Source organism: Aliivibrio fischeri ATCC 7744 = JCM 18803 = DSM 507 (assembly GCF_023983475.1).
GTDB lineage: Bacteria > Pseudomonadota > Gammaproteobacteria > Enterobacterales > Vibrionaceae > Aliivibrio > Aliivibrio fischeri.
In genome coordinates, this window is sequence record NZ_CP092712.1 from 955,501 (window position 1) to 971,847 (window position 16,347).

Genomic DNA, 16,347 nt, shown 5'->3' on the forward strand with positions numbered 1-16,347 from the left:
ATCCCACAAAAAAGGGATCTAGCCTAAACCAGATCCCTAACATCAAGCCGCATTCACTGCGGCTTTTTACTGTCTATCTCAACCTAATTTTTAAGGCTCTTCAGAAATCGGTTTTGGCTTGTAGTGCTCTGAATTCAAACCAAAGTACTCAGGTAAACTTGTACCTACCGAGATAGAAGACCAAGTACCTGTCACGATACCGATGAACATCGCAATCGCAAAGCCTTCTAGTGGACCGCCACCTAATAACCATAAAGAACCAACAGTGATTAGGGTTGTACCTGATGTCACCATAGTACGAGAGAAGGTTGCCGCAACCGCTTCGTTATTGATCTCTTGGATAGATAACTCAGGCTTGGCAATTAACAGCTCACGGATTCTATCTGCAATGATGATAGAGTCATTTAACGAGTAACCTAAAATCGCCAAAATAGCGGCTAGGGTGGTTAAGTTAAACTCCATTTGAGTCGCAGCAAAGAAACCCAGTACAAACACGATATCGTGGGTTAGGGCAAACAAAGAGCCAGAAGCCAAACGCCATTCAAAACGGTAGCTTAAGTACGCTAAGATAACCAAAACCGACACCAATAACGCCATGCCACCTTGTTCAGTTAGCTCTTGGCCTACTTGTGGACCAACGATACTGGTATTTAATACTTGAACATCGGTATGCAGAGGAGCAAGTACCTCAGTCAGTGGTGGAAGCTCAGTACCATGTGGTGGAATCGCATAACGTAGAACCCAACGACCCGGCTCACCAGAGGCAATAACAGCAACATCTTGTTTAAAGCCTGCATCCAATAACGGCGCAATTTCACTATTGGTGATTTTGCTATCCATTTGAACTTCACTCACGATACCGCCAGTAAAATCCAAGCCCCAGTTAAGGCCTTTGGTTGCGATCATAGTTAATGCGAAAATCATTAAACATACCGAAACCACACTCGTCATGTGACGCCATTTTGTTGCATTTTTCATATTTATAAACATAACTTAAACCCTAACATCATGACGAGAATCACGACCCCAAACTAAATTGATAATGGCACGTGACGCGAAGATGCCGGTGAACATACTGGTTAATAGACCTAAGCCCAGTGTTAATGCAAAGCCTTGGATAGGGCCGTTACCTATGGTGTATAGAACCACTGCGGTAATCATGGTGGTGAAGTTGGCATCGAAAATGGTACCAAATGCACTACTAAAGCCTCTATCAATGGCTTGAGCCAATGTTCGACCTTCTTTCTGTTTATCTTTAATACGTTCAAATATCAGTACGTTGGTATCAACCGCCATACCTACGGTCAGTACAAGACCTGCAATACCCGGAAGGGTAAGAACCGCACCCGGAATAAGAGCAAGCAGACCAAATAGCATTACCATGTTGCCAATAAGTGCAATGTTGGCAACCCAGCCTAAACGACGGTACCACACCGCCATAAATAGCAGCGTTAAACCAAGACCAAGACCTAAAGCAGCAAAACCGTTTTGGATGTTTTCAGCACCTAGCGTTGGACCAATAGTACGTTCTTCAACGATGGTTACAGGCGCAGTTAATGAACCAGCACGTAGAAGTAGAGCAAGCTCTTGAGATTCTTGAAGCGAGCCAGAACCTGTGATTCTAAAGCGGCTACCTAGCTGACTTTGAATCGTCGCAACACTGATGATTTGGTTACTTTGCTCTGTATTACCTGCACTATCACGGCTGTATTCGTTGTATGAGGTTGCCATTGGCTTGCCCACATTGTGACGAGAAAACTCAGACATGATTTTGCCGCCTGAACTATCAAGAACAATGTTTACTTCTGCCATGCCCATTTCACCAAGACTCGCACGTGCATCAACAATGTGATCACCCGTTAGTACTGGTTTTCTGCCTACACGAACTGGTTGGCCGTTTTGGTCAGGAATAACCATTGTGCTGCCAGTGCCTTGTTCTTTTACTGCGTAGAAAGCAAGACTTGCTGTCGCACCGATAACGTTTTTCGCCGCTGCTGGATCTTGAACACCTGGAAGCTCGATACGAATGCGGTTTTCACCTTGACGCTGAACCAGTGCTTCGGTAATACCTAACTCTTCAATACGGCTACGCATGGTTTGAAGGTTTTGCTGTACTGTTAGATTACGTACGGCAATTTTTTCATCTTCTTTTAGCGTTAATTTAAGATCAAAACCATCATCATTGGTGATTTGCCAAGTAGGGTAGTTTTTATGAATGAATTGACGAGCAGCGTGGCTTGCTTCTTCTGAAGGTAAGTGAACCACTAGCGTATCGCTGTCTACTTTTTGTAAGCGAACTGAGCGAATGCGTTCTTCACGTAGCTCTTGTTTTAGCGAGTCAGCTAATTCGTTACGTTGTGCTTGGTAAACTTGGTTTACATCCACATCCAGTAAGAATTGCACACCGCCACGTAAATCAAGACCGAGTTTGATTGGTTCAAAGCCCATGTTTTGCAGCCAAGCTGGTGCAGCAGGTGCAAGAGACAATGCTAGTGTGGTGCCTTTTTGGCTTTCATCAATCACTGAACCTAGAATATCTTTAGCGGCAACTTGTTGTGCTTCATCTTTCAAAATAACGATGGTTTTATCGCCTTTTTGTTCGATGCGTTTTACGTTAATGCCTTGCTCGGTTAGGGTGTTTTGTAGTGATACAACCGATGGAATGTGTCCATCTTTATTGGTGATTTGCACGGCGGCATCTTCACCATACCAAGTCGGGATCGCACTCAATAATAGAATAACAAGGGTCGTAATAAGTACGATGTATTTCCATTTAGAATAATGGTTCAGTCGTTGTATTGGTTGTTTTCTTTGCATAATAATTTCACCTCACATACGACAATGCGTATGCGAAAAAGTCACAAATCTAGCTAGATCAAATGCTTATATAGATTGGTATAAGTACAGAAATAACTAAGTGATAAATCGATGGATTTTGAATGTGAAATTAAGCCGCAGGGAACAGTCGATGACTGTAGAGGAGGTTACTTTCTTTCCAAGCAGAGACTCGAGAAACCGATGAATAGCTGTATAACGCCCAATCAACACTTGGTTTTGGTTTTTCTTGATAACCAATGGTTAATTGTTCTGAAGGGATCGCTGGGATCTCTAATGCTAATTCATAAACAGGGAAAACTTCTTCTGGCTCATGGCGTGCTAGGTTTGCCATACGAGATGAGTTACCTACACCAAGATTAACATTATGGCCTTGAGAAGAATTTTGAGAATGGGAAGAGAGCGTATTGCTTGGAGTGTCTGCGACATTGCAAGTTAAGAAGTCAACTTGATGCGTTAATGACGGGTCTAAAGTTAGGTTCACTTGAATAGTAGAGTGCTGCTCAATGGTAAAATTGGCAATCACGTTGTCACTGTTTTGCTGATATGAAGATGCCTGAGCAAGCGAACTTACCCCTAAGCATAAACAGATGATCAGTAATCGAAACAGTTGTACCACGAAAAATCCAGTGATGTGTAATAGACCATCGCATCGTATTCGATGAATGGCCTTACTGGCAAGTGAAATTAACGGATAAATAAAAATTGATGTAATTTTTGTTGTTTATTTCGCTTATTTTCTTGATGCATTCTTGGATTCAAAGCGTTCAAGTACATGATCAATAAAGGCTCTTAAGCGTTTTGGTAGCAATTTATTTTGAGGAAACACCAAGCTAATTGCCACCCGTGGTAAATCCCAATCAGGCAAAATTCGTACTAATTCACCATTGTTAATGTGCTCACGGCAGATGAATTCAGGTAATGAAGCAATACCTAATCCACTCAAGCAGGCGGATTTACAAGCGGTAACTGTATTGACTTTTAAGCGGTAGGGTAAGTTAACTCGAATCGCTTTATCGACCTGATTAAAGTACAGATTAGGCACTTTAACTGCGTTTACCACTCTGATTTGATGATGAGGTGCTTGGAGATCTTCTGGGGTCTGAATATGGCCATAGTTATTTAAATACTCAGGACTAGCGGCAATGATACGCTCTGAAAAATCAATGGTTCTTGCAACTAAAGAAGAGTCATTGATTTCTCCAATTTGTACGTATAAGTCGATACCATCACCAATAATATCCACCTCACGGTTGGTCATTTCAAGGTTAATCGAGACTTCTGGATAACGTTTTAAAAAGCTATTGATGTAATCAGACATAACGTTATGTCCAATCTCTACTGGCATGGCTAAATTCAGATGACCACGAATGAGGTTTTGGTTTGCGGTGAGCTCTAATTCGGTTTGTTGCATGATATCGAGTACTTTTACGCTGGCTTGATAAAAGATTTCCCCTTCTTGAGTTAGCCCTAACTTTCTTGTTGAACGAGTGATGAGCTTCACACCTAGGTGTTCTTCAAGCTCTGCTAATTTTCGGCTTACTGTTGATTTTGTCATTCCAAGATTGGTGGTAGCTTGGGTAAAGCTACCAGAATCAACAACTTGGTTTAATAGTGTGATGTTATTTAAATCCATCATAAGGGCGCAACCTAATCATTAGTAAGAATTATGCAACAGTGTTTCCTTTTTTTCCTATCTAATCAATTAATCTTTTTAGTTTTATACTCTGTATCCACAATATTAGAATTTTATAAAGATAGGTAAAGCCTCAGTGACTGAATTAAAAAAGAAGAAAAATAAAGCACCGTTAATCGCAACAGTCATTTTTATTTTATGTGGCGCCTTGGGTGCCGGTTATTGGTACGGCTACGGTCAGTATTTCCAATCAACGGATAATGCGTACCTTCAAGGCGATATCACGACAATCAGCTCAAAAGTAGGTGGTTATATTCAACAAACCTTAGTTGAAGATAATCAGAAAGTAAAAGCTGGGGATTTACTGGCAACCATTGATGACCGTGATTTCTTGGCTGAACAAGAAAAAGCGGAAGCCAATGTGGCTGTTAATGCGGCAGCAATTACGAATTTAAATGCAGAGCGTAAATTGCAAGATATTCGAATTCGTCAGGCTGCGAGCCAAATTGAGTCGGCACAAGCGGATCTTGAGCGTGCTCAACAACAAGTAAAACGTACAAAAGCGTTAATTAAAAAGAATTATTCTTCGCAAGATGAATTAGATAACAATGTGTCACACTTGAAAGTGGCGATTGCGAATCTAGATGCAGCAAAAGCGAATTACCAAGCATCGAAAGAGCAAATCAACGTAATTGAAAGCCAAATCGGTCAAGCAAATGCAATGCTAAACCAAGCAAAAACGGCGTTAGACCAAGCGAATTTGAATTTATCTTATACTAAGATTTACGCGCCAATTGATGGCATCGTTGGTAAACGCAGCTTACGTGAAGGTCTATTAGTTCAAGCTGGAATGCCATTACTTAGTTTGGTTCCAACCAAAGAAGTGTGGATTGAAGCGAACTTTAAAGAAACACAGCTAGAAAAAATTCATCATGGTCAAAAAGTGTTTGTGGATCTTGATGCTTACCCTGATCTGCATCTAAAAGGGATTGTAGAAAGCTTCTCGCCAGCAACAGGTGCTAAATTTGCGCTTCTGCCACCAGAGAACGCAACAGGTAACTTTACGAAAATTGTGCAACGTGTGCCGGTTAAGATCAGCATTTTAAATACTGATTTACTGGATGGTAAATTGATCCCGGGTCTGTCTGTGGTTGCGACTGTTGATACCCGAGGTTAAGCATGAGTCAATCGGTAAGTATTCCTGAAGGTGAAGTGGTTGAAAAACCACTTGAACCTGAGATCCCACGTCGTCATTGGATAGCATTATTTGGTGGTTTGATTGGTGCCTTTATGGCGATCCTTGATATCCAAATCACCAACTCATCTCTAAAAGACATTCAAGGTGCATTATCGGCAACCATGGATGAGAGTTCTTGGATTTCCACCTCTTATCTTGTTGCTGAAATGATAGCGATCCCATTAAGTGGTTGGCTGTCTGTAGCGCTAGGTAAACGTCGTTATCTAACATGGACAACCGTCGTATTTACCGTTGCTTCATTACTGTGTTCTTTTTCATGGAACATGGGCTCGATGATTGTGTTTCGTGCCATTCAAGGGTTTAGTGGCGGTGCGTTAATTCCTCTGGCGTTTTCTCTTGTGGTTCACTTATTACCTGTGAACAAACGTGCGGTGGGGATGGCTCTGTTTGGGGTAACGGCGACCTTTGCTCCTTCTATTGGTCCAACGCTTGGTGGTTGGTTAACTGAGCATTTCTCTTGGCACTACATTTTTTATATCAACCTACCACCAGCAATCGCTTTATTGTGCATGGTGAATTACGGTCTGGATGATGAGCCATTAAAGCTAGAAAGCCTATTGAAGGCCGATTGGCTTGGTATTATCACGATGGCGATAGGTTTGGGTTGTTTAGAAGTGGTACTTGAAGAAGGGAACCGTGAAGAATGGTTTAGCTCAAGCTTTATTATTACGCTATCTATTATTTCAGTTATCAGCCTAACCTACTTTATTATCAATGAGTTGCAGCATAAAAAACCATTGGTTAATTTGCGGCTGTTAAAGCAAAGTCAGTTTGCCATGTCGTGTATTGCGTATTTGATTTTGGGTATGGCTTTGCTGGGTTCTATCTATGTGCTGCCAATGTATATGATCCAAATTCAAGGTTATAACGCCTTGGAGATTGGTGAAGTGTTAATGTGGATGGGTTTTCCTCAATTATTGATCTTCCCATTAGTGCCGAAATTAACGCAGATCATTAAAGCAAAATATTTGGTGTTCTTTGGTTTCTCTATGTTTGGTATTAGCTGCTTTGTAAATACACACATGAGTTATTTGTTTGGTGGTGATCAGCTCATTTTCTCCATGATATTACGTGCGATTGGCAGTCCGTTTATTATGGTTCCTTTGTCGTTGGTGGCAATGGAAGGAATTCAAAAGCAAGAAGTGGCTGATGCATCAACCATTACCAATGTTTTACGAAACCTTGGTGGTGCGTTCAGTATTGCGTTTATTGCTACGCTATTGGATAACAAAACTCGTGAGCATTTAGGGCATATTAAAGAAACCCTAACCAGTGTGAGCACGGATGGTTGGTATCAATTAAACCAGAGTGCGGCGATGTTTGTGGCTAAAGGCAGCGATCCTGCGACGGCGATGCAGCAAGCAAAAGCATCTCTCACCATGACAATGCAACGCGATGCAGCGATCATGGCGTATAATGATGTCTTTTTTATGATGTCCTGCTTCCTTGCTTTTGCTGCTATTTTGATGTTTTTTGTTAAATCGAATGGCAAGCCTGATCCTATGGCAGGCGGCGCACACTAACAAATCTGGGTTGATGCTCGCATCTTTAAAAGGTTTGGGTATAATGCGCCAGAATATTGAAATGAGGTTCTCATGCGTTTAGATAAATTTTTGTGCGAAACATTAGGTGCCACTCGTAAAGAAGCAACTCGAATCATTAAAAGTGGTACGGTTACTGTTGATGGCGTGAAAACAAAAGTAACATCTGTAAAAGTAACAGATGATTCAACCGTTGAATGGGATGGACGTGAACTGAAATTCCACGGTCCTCGCTACATTATGCTATTTAAACCAGATGGTTATGTATGTTCTCATGAAGACAGTACGCACCCATCGGCATTGTCTTTATTAGATGAAGTGAATCTTGAGAAGCTGCATTTCGCTGGTCGTTTAGATGTTGATACAACCGGTTTAGTGCTTATTACGGATGACGGTCAATGGTCTCATAAGATCACATCACCTAAACGTAAGTGTGCGAAAACATACCGTGTATGGCTTGCTGATCCAATCGGTGCTGATTACGCTGAGAAATTGGAAGCGGGTATTCAGCTTAAGAGCGAAAAAGATCTGACGATGCCAGCTGTAATGGAAATTGTTGATGAAGAAGAACACGAACTTCTATTAACTATCCATGAAGGTAAATACCACCAAGTGAAACGTATGTTTGCTGCTTTAGGCAATAAAGTTGAAGGTTTACACCGTGCTCAAATCGGTGGTTTAGGTTTGGATTATTCTCTAGAACCAGGTGAGTACCGTTACTTAACTGAAGAAGAAGTTGACGCGGTATTTGGCGAATAATTAATCAGCCTTATCAATCCAATATTAAAAACGGCGTGGCATTTATGTCTCGCCGTTTTTTTGTGTAAATTTTATGCAAAGAGCTCGAATATAAAAGGCATGTTGTAAGAGGGCGTGATACTATAATAAATCAAATAAATATCTGATCATTCTTGTTTGAATCGATATTGTTTGAACTCCTGTCCTGCTGTTTTATTTTATTGGTATCGCTGTTATGTCATCCTCTGAAACTGCTCTTTCTGAGCCCCCAAAATTAAGCATACTATTAGTTATTATTTTAGGTGCAATTTCTGCACTAACTCCATTAGCTATTGATATGTATGTACCTGCGATGCCAAGTATTGCTTCTGACTTAGGCGTAACCGCTGGCTCAGTACAAATGACATTAACCGCTTATACTGCGGGTTTTGCCATTGCCCAATTGATTCATGGTCCATTAGCTGACAGTTATGGTCGACGCCCAGTCTTGATTATTGGCACGGTTTTATTTGCTATTTGTGCGGTTATTGGTGCGTTAGTCGGTGGCATTGAATCATTAATGTACATTCGTGTTCTGCAAGGTGTTGCTGGTGCGGCTTCTGCTGTGGTAGTTCAAGCGATTGTTCGTGATATGTTTAATAAAGAAGATTTCGCACGAATGATGGCATTCATTACTTTGGTGATGACTGTAGCGCCTTTGGTTGCCCCTATGGTGGGTGGACACATGGCGGTGTGGTTTGGCTGGCGTTCTATTTTCTGGTTGTTAGCGGCTTTTGCTGTGCTGATTATTTTGGCTATTTTATGGCGTATTCCTGAAACCTTAACTGATGAGAACCGTTCTCCGTTTAGGTTAATGACGTCTCTACGAAATTACCGCTCGTTATTTAAAAACCCTGTCTCTCTTGGTTTAATTTTTTCTGGTGCGTTCTCTTTCGCTGGTATGTTCTCATTTTTAACCGCTGGCTCGTTTGTTTACATTGATATTTATGGTGTGAGTGTTTCGAACTTTGGTTATCTGTTTGGCCTTAATGTGGTGTTCTTAATTATTATGACCACGATCAATGGCCGCATTGTTAAGAAAATGGGCTCACATAACATGGTGAAATTGGGTATCTCAATCCAATTATTCGCGGGTATTTTGATGGTTGTAGGCCAATTACTCGATTGGGGTTTATGGGGTACTGTGGTTCCAGTGGTTTTATTTGTTGGTTGTATTTCTACCATAGGTAGTAACACCATGGGTTTATTATTAAGTCATTACCCTAAAATGGCAGGTACTGCTTCGTCATTAGCGGGTACATTACGTTTTGGTACTGGTTCATTGGTTGGGGCGTGTATTGCAATGTTCCCTTCTGATTCGGCTTGGCCTATGGTAAGTTCCATGGCAGCATGTTCTATATTATCTTTTGGTTGTTATTTTGTGTTTGGACGAAAAGCGTAAATGAGTAAAGAAAAAAAAGCAGTTGATTATTATCAAGAAATTCAACGAGTAATTAATAGTGCTCTTGGTGATCTACAAGAGTCTAAAGACAGTGGCCGTTTACCTAAAAACCCGGTAAGTGCGAATCACTTTTTAATTCGTTGGGTAACAACTGCAATTAAGTCTCAACGTTTTGCACATTGCGTTGCAAAAGATTTGATGACTTGGCAAAAAGAGGGACGCACAAAAGGGACGGGTACTCAATTACCGGTGCGTTTTGAACAATACTCTCGTTTATACGCTGAGTTAGCGCCTGTTGAGCAAGCAAAATCTATTTCTAAATCTGCGATTATGGCGTGGAGTGAATCACTAGAAGAGAAAGAATGGTGTGTAACAACAGAATATGAAGTATTAGAAAAAGCATCGCTGTTTTCTGATGGTGATCATTCATTTATCATTTGTTCTACTCAACTTGAATCATGCTTTGATGCTGAAAGTGAAGAGTTAATTAAACCACTGACTTGTTATGTGCGTGGTAATCACCATGAGTTTGTTGAATCGGCTTTTGAGCATGGTTTAATGGTGCATAAGCGTTCAGATTACAAATCAAAAGTGAAGTATCATGGAGAGTATTTAATTTACCCTCATAACCACGGTACTCAGTTAGGTGAAATTCCATTTTCATTTAATGTGAAAAAATAATCGATTATCGAGATTGAATGGGCTCTTAGTAGAGCCCATTTTTTATTTTTCCTATTCTAATACCAATCTACATAAGTATTTGATCATTCTTGCTTGTTAAAATCGATTATATCAGCGTTATAAATTTTGTAATTAGAGCCACTAGTTACTGTAATTTATGCCTTGCTATAATCGATTCTTCCTACGCAATTATCTGAACAACTACTTATCCAGAATGGTATAACTTCTTTTATCCTTTTTCTTCTTTCTCGGCTTTTTTACATATCGCTTTTACCATGCCTTTGAAAATAAAAAGGTGTGCAGGAAACATCGCAAACCAATACATTAATCCCCAAAACCCTTTTGGGTGCCACCAAGCACGAACATCTAACTCTCTGGTGTTGTTTTCAAGCTCTTTTATTGAAAATTCGAGTCGTCCTAACCCTGGGGCGGTCATTCCAAATAATAGGGATAAAAATTCGTTGTTTTCACAGCGGATCACTTTCCAAGAATCAATGTAGTCACCCAGTTGTAACTGTTCTGATTTTGGTTTTCTTCGTATAGGAAAAGATCCACCAAGCAGCGGGTCAAGCCACTCTCTGGTTCGCCATAGTCCATTCGCAAAAAAGTACCCCTCAGGCCCACCAAGTCGCAGTATCACTTTCCACAGTGAATTAGCCGATGCGTTGGTTGTAAAACTGGCTCCGGCTTGTTTAGGGTAGTAACCGTAATCGGGTTGCCAGCGACGCAGTGCACTTGGATCAAATCCCCATATTTCGCCTTGTAGACTATTAGTAGAAGTATGATTAGCCAATTTCAATGCTTCAGGAAGTGGGGTGAGTGTTTGGGGCATGAGTTGCTGTATTTTTGAATTATCTGCAAGCAAATCATGGTCTATTCCTGCGAGAAGCGCACGTCCTAACTCTGATGGAACTGAGGTAATGATACCAAGCCATAATCCGGCAAATTTGGGTGAAACAAAACGGGTTGGAATAATTTTAATGGATTTATTAAGTCGTTTAGCCAGAAGGTTAAAGAGCTGAAGATAGGTGACCGTATCTGGCCCTCCCGCTTCTAGGGAAAGTGAATCATTAACTTCGATATCAAGAGATTGAATGAGGTAATCATTTAGATTATCAATGGCGATAGGATTGGCTTGAGAATGAATCCATTTAGGACAGAGAATGATGGGTAAGTGGTTGATAAAATCTGTCATGATCTCAAGGGCGGCAGAGCCTGCACCGATGATAATACCCGATTGAATTTCGATGGTAGTGATGCCAGTAGAGCGAAGAATTTCCCCGGTTTTTTGTCGAGCCAGTAAATGCTGTGACTGATGATTCTCTGGTTGTAATGCACTTAAATAGATTATCCGCTTCAGTTGGGATTGCTTAGCGGCATCTGCAAAATTTTGAGCTAAGGAGATTTCGTAATTAATAAAATCATGGCCGTGTGACATCCCATGTACTAAGAAATAACCAATATCACACTCAGACAAGAGTGGGTCGATTGTCGTTTTATCTTCTAAATCAAGGTATTCACAACGTAAATTAGGGTGTTGTTGAACTCTATCGGTCAAATAACTGATATTACGAGCACAGGCAATAACCTGATGCCCTTGCTCTAATAACAATGGAATTAACTGAGATCCTATGTACCCTGATGCACCAACAATAATTATCCTATGAGTCATTTGTAAGAATCCATCCTTTTCCTAATTGCTTTTTTTATTAATACTATTTGATTCTAGTATAATTTATGACCGTCTACTTAATTTAATCATTACTTTTGAGACATGATGAAATGAATAAGTGAACTGGAAAATTTATTTAATGAAATCAAAAAAATAGATTTAAGAATTGGGTGGATAAGTGGCAAAAGTTAGCATTATGTTTGATATCTGTGTCGAACTGCGAGTTAGACCATAAAAAGCTTTAAGAAGTAAGGGGAATAGTGTAGATTCTGTTACCGATATCACAATACATCTTTTGAGAGGGGATATGTTAAAGCTGACAAACCTGAATAAAGGTTATTTGGATGGTGGCGAGTTTCATCCAATCCTTCAAGGGGCAGAATTAACAATTGAGCAAGGAGCTCAGATAGCATTAATGGGCGAAAGTGGCTCAGGAAAAAGCACCCTCTTAAATCTTATCGCAGGCCTAGATAGTGTAGACAGTGGTGAAATTAATATCGCTGGTTTTTCAATGCACGCCCCTGAACAAAGTTCTCGAACTTCTTACCGTAGAAACAATATTGGCTTAGTATTTCAACAGTTTAACCTTCTTCCTACGTTAAGTGTGGCTGATAACATTCGTTTTTGTCGCCAACTTAAAGGGTTAAGAGACGATGATGCGTTATGGCGTCAAATTATCTCAGCTCTTGATCTTATGCCTTTACTTGGTCGTTACCCTGAAGAAATCTCTGGTGGACAACAGCAACGAGCTGCGATTGCCCGAGCTTTGTATATGGAGCCAAAATTATTACTTGCGGATGAGCCAACAGGTAGCCTAGATGAAAAAAATGCAGAAGCAGTAATGCGTTTGTTAACACGATTATCTCGTGATCTTCATTGCACACTTTTATTGGTGACTCACAGTGAGAAAGTGGCAGAGCATATGGATGGTTTAGTGAAACTTCAGGGAGGCTTACTGAATGTTATTTCCGGTAGCTAAAGCGCTTCTTGGACACTACCGTAAACATCCGTTGCAAATCTTTTTAGTGTGGCTTGGTTTAACACTCGGAGTTGCTTTACTTGTTGGTGTTCTAGCGATAAACCATCACGCGAAAGTCAGTTATAGCGAAGGCGAAAAGCTTTTCTCAAACCCTTTTCCTAATCGTATTCGCTCTATTCAAGATAATGTTGTTATCCCTCAGGCGTTTTATATTAACTTACGTCGGGCTGGCTACACCTCTTGCATGCCTATACAAACCTTGCATTTAGAAACCAATGAAAAGATTGATATCTCTATGGTTGGTATCGATCCTATTGCGTTAATGCAGATTTCATCAGGGAACTTAGCAAACACGGACAATATGTTGTCTTTAATGCGTCCTCCGTTCCCGGTATTGATCAGCCAGCCTTTAGCTTCGTATTTTAGCTTAAAAGATGGCGATTATATTGAGTTAAAAAACCAATCCAATATTGGCCCCGTTATTGTTGATAAACAAAATCGCTTGGCGGGCTCTCGACTGTTTTCAGATATCGCACTGACTAAGATGCTAGGCCACAAAGCGGGTTTTAATATCATTTTATGCGGAGCAATGTCAGAGCAAAAAAAAGAGCGTTTAGAGCGGATGCTTCCTCGTGGATTGCAACTTGAAACGCATAAAGAATCGGGCTTAACGGCGTTAACGAATGCTTTCCACACGAATTTACTCGCGATGGGAATGCTCTCTTTTATCGTTGGTCTCTTTATTTTTTATCAAGCTATGTCGCTCTCTTTTGTGCAGAGACAGCCGTTGGTTGGGACGCTACGTCAAATTGGCGTATCCACAAAAGAGCTTATTTTAGCCATGAGCCTAGAAGTGATTATTTGGATCATTATTGGCTGGATAAGTGGTAACTTTTTTGGCTTATTGTTGGCAAATGAATTAATGCCGACGGTATCGAACAGTTTATATTCTTTGTATAACGCTGAAGTGGATTTATTAATCTCATGGAGTTGGGATTGGAGTTATCAAAGTCTACTAATGGCCGTATTAGGGTGTGTATTAGCTTGTGGTTGGCCGTTGTACCGTCTTTTAACCATTGAGCCAATTCGTTTAACTGCTCGTCTATCTTTAGCTCGTTTTGCAGGTAAAGAGTTTGAAGTTCAAGCTATCATCGCTTGTGTGATTTTGGTTGCTGCTTATCTGATAAATTTATTACCCCATAGCCACAGAAATGGGTTTATGTTGATTGGCTTCTTAATGATAAGTATTGGGTTGTTAACCCCGTTTATTATTTGGAAGTTTTTTGATTGGCTCTCTTATACATTGCCATCAGCAAAAGCACGTTGGTTCTTCTCTGATTCAGCAGCAAGCTTAAGTTATCGTGGTGTGGCGGCAATGGCCTTTATGCTTGCGCTAGCGTCTAATATTGGCGTAGAAACCATGGTGGGCAGTTTTAGAGCAACCACTAATAATTGGTTAGAGCAACGCTTGGCTGCTGATATTTATATTGAACCAAGTAAAGCATCGGCTGGACGAATCAGTTATTGGTTAGAAAAACAACCTGAAGTGAAATCTGTGTGGCGTCAGTGGAAGATTGATTATCAAACAGAATTCGGCAATTTAGAGATCATCAGTACTGGTTCTACTGAGGGTGAGAAAAATGCGTTAACCATGAAAGTGGCGATTCCTGATTACTGGTATTCGCTTCACCATGGACGCAATGTATTAATCAGTGAATCCATGTCATTAAAATGGGACTTAAAACCGGGTGATTACATCGATCTTCCTGCTCCTATGGGGAACAATTGGCAGATTTCTGGGGTGTATTATGATTACGGAAATCCGTATAACCAATTGTTACTCTCTCATGGGACATGGTTAAAAGCGTTTGGTGGTCAGGGTAAAACTGGGATTGGTGTGGTGCTAACGGATCAATCAAAAAGAACCGAATTAATTGGACGAGTATTAAAACAGTATCGATTGTCCGCAGAGCAGGTTAGCGATAATAATAATATTCAAATACAAGCAATGCGTGTGTTTGATAGAACATTTATTGTTACGGGAACCCTTGGTAATCTGACGTTAGTTATCGCTGTTTTCGGTCTGTTTTTTGCCACGTTGGTTGGTGAAATATCACGACAAAGACAAACTGCATTACTGCGGTGTTTAGGGCTATCGGGTAAAGAATTGGTGCTGCTTGGTGGCTTACAATTGTTGGTTATTGGCTTATTTACGATTCTTATTGCATTGCCTTTGGGGTTAATACTCTCACAACTATTGATTGATATTGTAATGAAATACGCTTTTGGTTGGACGATGGAGATCCATTATTTTCCTAAAGAGTATGCAACCACTTTCTTGTGGACCTTACTGGCATTGACAGTTGCTGGTGCTGGAACCATTTGGAGAGTCACTAAGCGACAAGCCATTACTTCATTAAGGGAATCTTTGTAATGCAAAACCAAAATAAAAAGAACAGTAGCTTGATAATATCAGTGCTGATTTTAATTGCTATTTTAGGTTGTGCTCTCGCTTATTACTTTAATTGGAAACAGGTTAACGTTGAAAGTAGTAGTGAGACTAATACGATTTTCTCACATACTGATGGTGCTTTTTTTGAACCTGTTTTACCTGACACTCCCATTGTTTTTCCTAAAGATTATCAAGAACATCCTGAATATCAGCATGAAAAATGGCTAATGACAGTGAATGCTAAAAATCAAAATGGGGATGCGATAGGTATACAATGGAGTATGTTTAGAGTCTCTAATGATGATAGAGAGACTAAAGGTTGGCTTGATCCTCGCTTATACATTGCCAAGGTTGTGATTACGACTAAAAATGGTAAATGGGTTGCTGAACGCTTGGCTCGAGGTGGTATTGGGCAGGTCGGAGTAAGTCAACGTCCATATCGCGTTTGGATTGATGATTGGGAATGGCGTAGTTTAAGTCGTTCTCCATTTCCAGGAACATTTGCAGCATCTTCTGATGAGTTTTCTTTAAAGCTATCACTAAATTCAAATACCCATCCTGTACTTATGGGGGAAAACGGTTATTTGAAAAAACACGATTTCCTTCCTATTGCTTCTTATGAATACATAGAACCATTTATTTCTGTGCGTGGCTCTGTAACGTTTGATAATAAGACGTATACCATTACTGGCCAAGCGTTATTAGAGCACGAGTGGGCGAGTGGTTTTTTTGATGAAAATCAGTATGGCAGAGATTGGTTTGTTGTTAATTTGGATAACCAAACGAAGTTAGTGGTGACGCAATACCGATACCAAGATCATCCTCCATACCAATTTGGCGTCTTATTGAGAAAGAATGGCAGTTATACGTTACTTAGTGAAGAAGATCTCACTTTACAAACTTTGCCTGCTCGCCAACTAAAAAATGGTCGAAAAGTGCCGCTACAATGGATTATAAATATTCCAAAATACGATATTAATTTAACCACTCAAGTAATGAGAAATGAACAGTGGTTAGATGCATTTATTCCTTATTGGCAAGGACCAATAACAACAACGGGTTCACATCAAGCTTCTGGATTCATGCAATTAGCTGGATATTAATTGAATTGAAT

13 protein-coding genes are annotated in these 16,347 nt (G+C 40.3%); 8 read left to right on the forward strand and 5 right to left on the reverse strand.

The window, feature by feature from the left end:
- Positions 1 to 90: 90 nt before the first annotated feature.
- The 4 genes from secF to AVFI_RS04565 form a co-directional block, all read right to left on the reverse strand.
- Positions 91 to 990, reverse strand: coding sequence for a protein translocase subunit SecF (secF, locus tag AVFI_RS04550; protein ID WP_005418420.1), 900 nt, complete (start codon positions 988 to 990; stop codon positions 91 to 93).
- A 3-nt stretch (positions 991 to 993) separates the two neighbouring features.
- Positions 994 to 2,817 carry a protein translocase subunit SecD gene (gene secD / locus AVFI_RS04555; RefSeq protein WP_065604099.1) on the reverse strand — a complete coding sequence of 608 codons (1,824 nt, stop codon included), beginning with the start codon at positions 2,815 to 2,817 and terminating at the stop codon, positions 994 to 996.
- 130 nt (positions 2,818 to 2,947) lie between these two features.
- Entirely contained in the window at positions 2,948 to 3,454 is a 507-nt protein-coding gene (locus AVFI_RS04560) for a hypothetical protein (RefSeq protein ID WP_054775302.1), read from the reverse strand.
- A 114-nt stretch (positions 3,455 to 3,568) separates the two neighbouring features.
- Entirely contained in the window at positions 3,569 to 4,471 is a 903-nt protein-coding gene (locus tag AVFI_RS04565) for a LysR family transcriptional regulator (RefSeq protein WP_188863399.1), read from the reverse strand.
- Positions 4,472 to 4,607: 136 nt separating this feature from the next.
- On the opposite strand from AVFI_RS04565, the gene AVFI_RS04570 reads away from it, so the two are divergent.
- The 5 genes from AVFI_RS04570 (at position 4,608) to AVFI_RS04590 (ending at position 10,130) form a co-directional block, all read left to right on the forward strand.
- Positions 4,608 to 5,648 carry an HlyD family secretion protein gene (locus AVFI_RS04570; protein WP_026029232.1) on the forward strand — a complete coding sequence of 347 codons (1,041 nt, stop codon included), beginning with the start codon at positions 4,608 to 4,610 and terminating at the stop codon, positions 5,646 to 5,648.
- 2 nt (positions 5,649 to 5,650) lie between these two features.
- The gene (locus tag AVFI_RS04575; RefSeq protein ID WP_017018426.1) at positions 5,651 to 7,252 is read left to right on the forward strand and encodes a DHA2 family efflux MFS transporter permease subunit; all 1,602 of its coding nucleotides are present in this window, start codon (positions 5,651 to 5,653) and stop codon (positions 7,250 to 7,252) included.
- 72 nt (positions 7,253 to 7,324) lie between these two features.
- The gene (gene rsuA, locus AVFI_RS04580) at positions 7,325 to 8,029 is read left to right on the forward strand and encodes a 16S rRNA pseudouridine(516) synthase RsuA (RefSeq protein WP_054775304.1); all 705 of its coding nucleotides are present in this window, start codon (positions 7,325 to 7,327) and stop codon (positions 8,027 to 8,029) included.
- A gap of 214 nt (positions 8,030 to 8,243) precedes the next feature.
- Positions 8,244 to 9,449, forward strand: coding sequence for a Bcr/CflA family multidrug efflux MFS transporter (locus AVFI_RS04585; RefSeq protein WP_054775305.1), 1,206 nt, complete (start codon positions 8,244 to 8,246; stop codon positions 9,447 to 9,449).
- On the forward strand, positions 9,450 to 10,130 hold the full coding sequence (locus tag AVFI_RS04590) for a DUF2913 family protein (protein ID WP_017018423.1): 681 nt from the start codon (positions 9,450 to 9,452) through the stop codon (positions 10,128 to 10,130).
- A gap of 229 nt (positions 10,131 to 10,359) precedes the next feature.
- Here the strand turns inward: AVFI_RS04590 and AVFI_RS04595 are convergent, their stop codons facing one another.
- Positions 10,360 to 11,802: a DUF2867 domain-containing protein gene (locus tag AVFI_RS04595; protein WP_065640713.1), complete on the reverse strand. Its 1,443-nt coding sequence runs from the start codon at positions 11,800 to 11,802 to the stop codon at positions 10,360 to 10,362.
- Positions 11,803 to 12,109: 307 nt separating this feature from the next.
- Between AVFI_RS04595 and AVFI_RS04600 the strand changes: the two genes are divergently transcribed.
- The 3 genes from AVFI_RS04600 to AVFI_RS04610 are packed head-to-tail and all read left to right on the forward strand — an operon-like array spanning position 12,110 to position 16,336.
- Positions 12,110 to 12,781 carry an ABC transporter ATP-binding protein gene (locus AVFI_RS04600; protein ID WP_005418445.1) on the forward strand — a complete coding sequence of 224 codons (672 nt, stop codon included), beginning with the start codon at positions 12,110 to 12,112 and terminating at the stop codon, positions 12,779 to 12,781.
- Positions 12,762 to 15,215, forward strand: a complete 2,454-nt coding sequence (locus tag AVFI_RS04605; RefSeq protein WP_065639481.1) for an ABC transporter permease — start codon at positions 12,762 to 12,764, stop codon at positions 15,213 to 15,215. The genes AVFI_RS04600 and AVFI_RS04605 overlap by 20 nt, the downstream gene beginning before the upstream one ends.
- Positions 15,215 to 16,336, forward strand: coding sequence for a carotenoid 1,2-hydratase (locus tag AVFI_RS04610; RefSeq protein WP_054775306.1), 1,122 nt, complete (start codon positions 15,215 to 15,217; stop codon positions 16,334 to 16,336). Before AVFI_RS04605 ends, AVFI_RS04610 begins: the two co-directional genes overlap by 1 nt.
- The last annotated feature ends 11 nt before the right edge of the window (positions 16,337 to 16,347 follow it).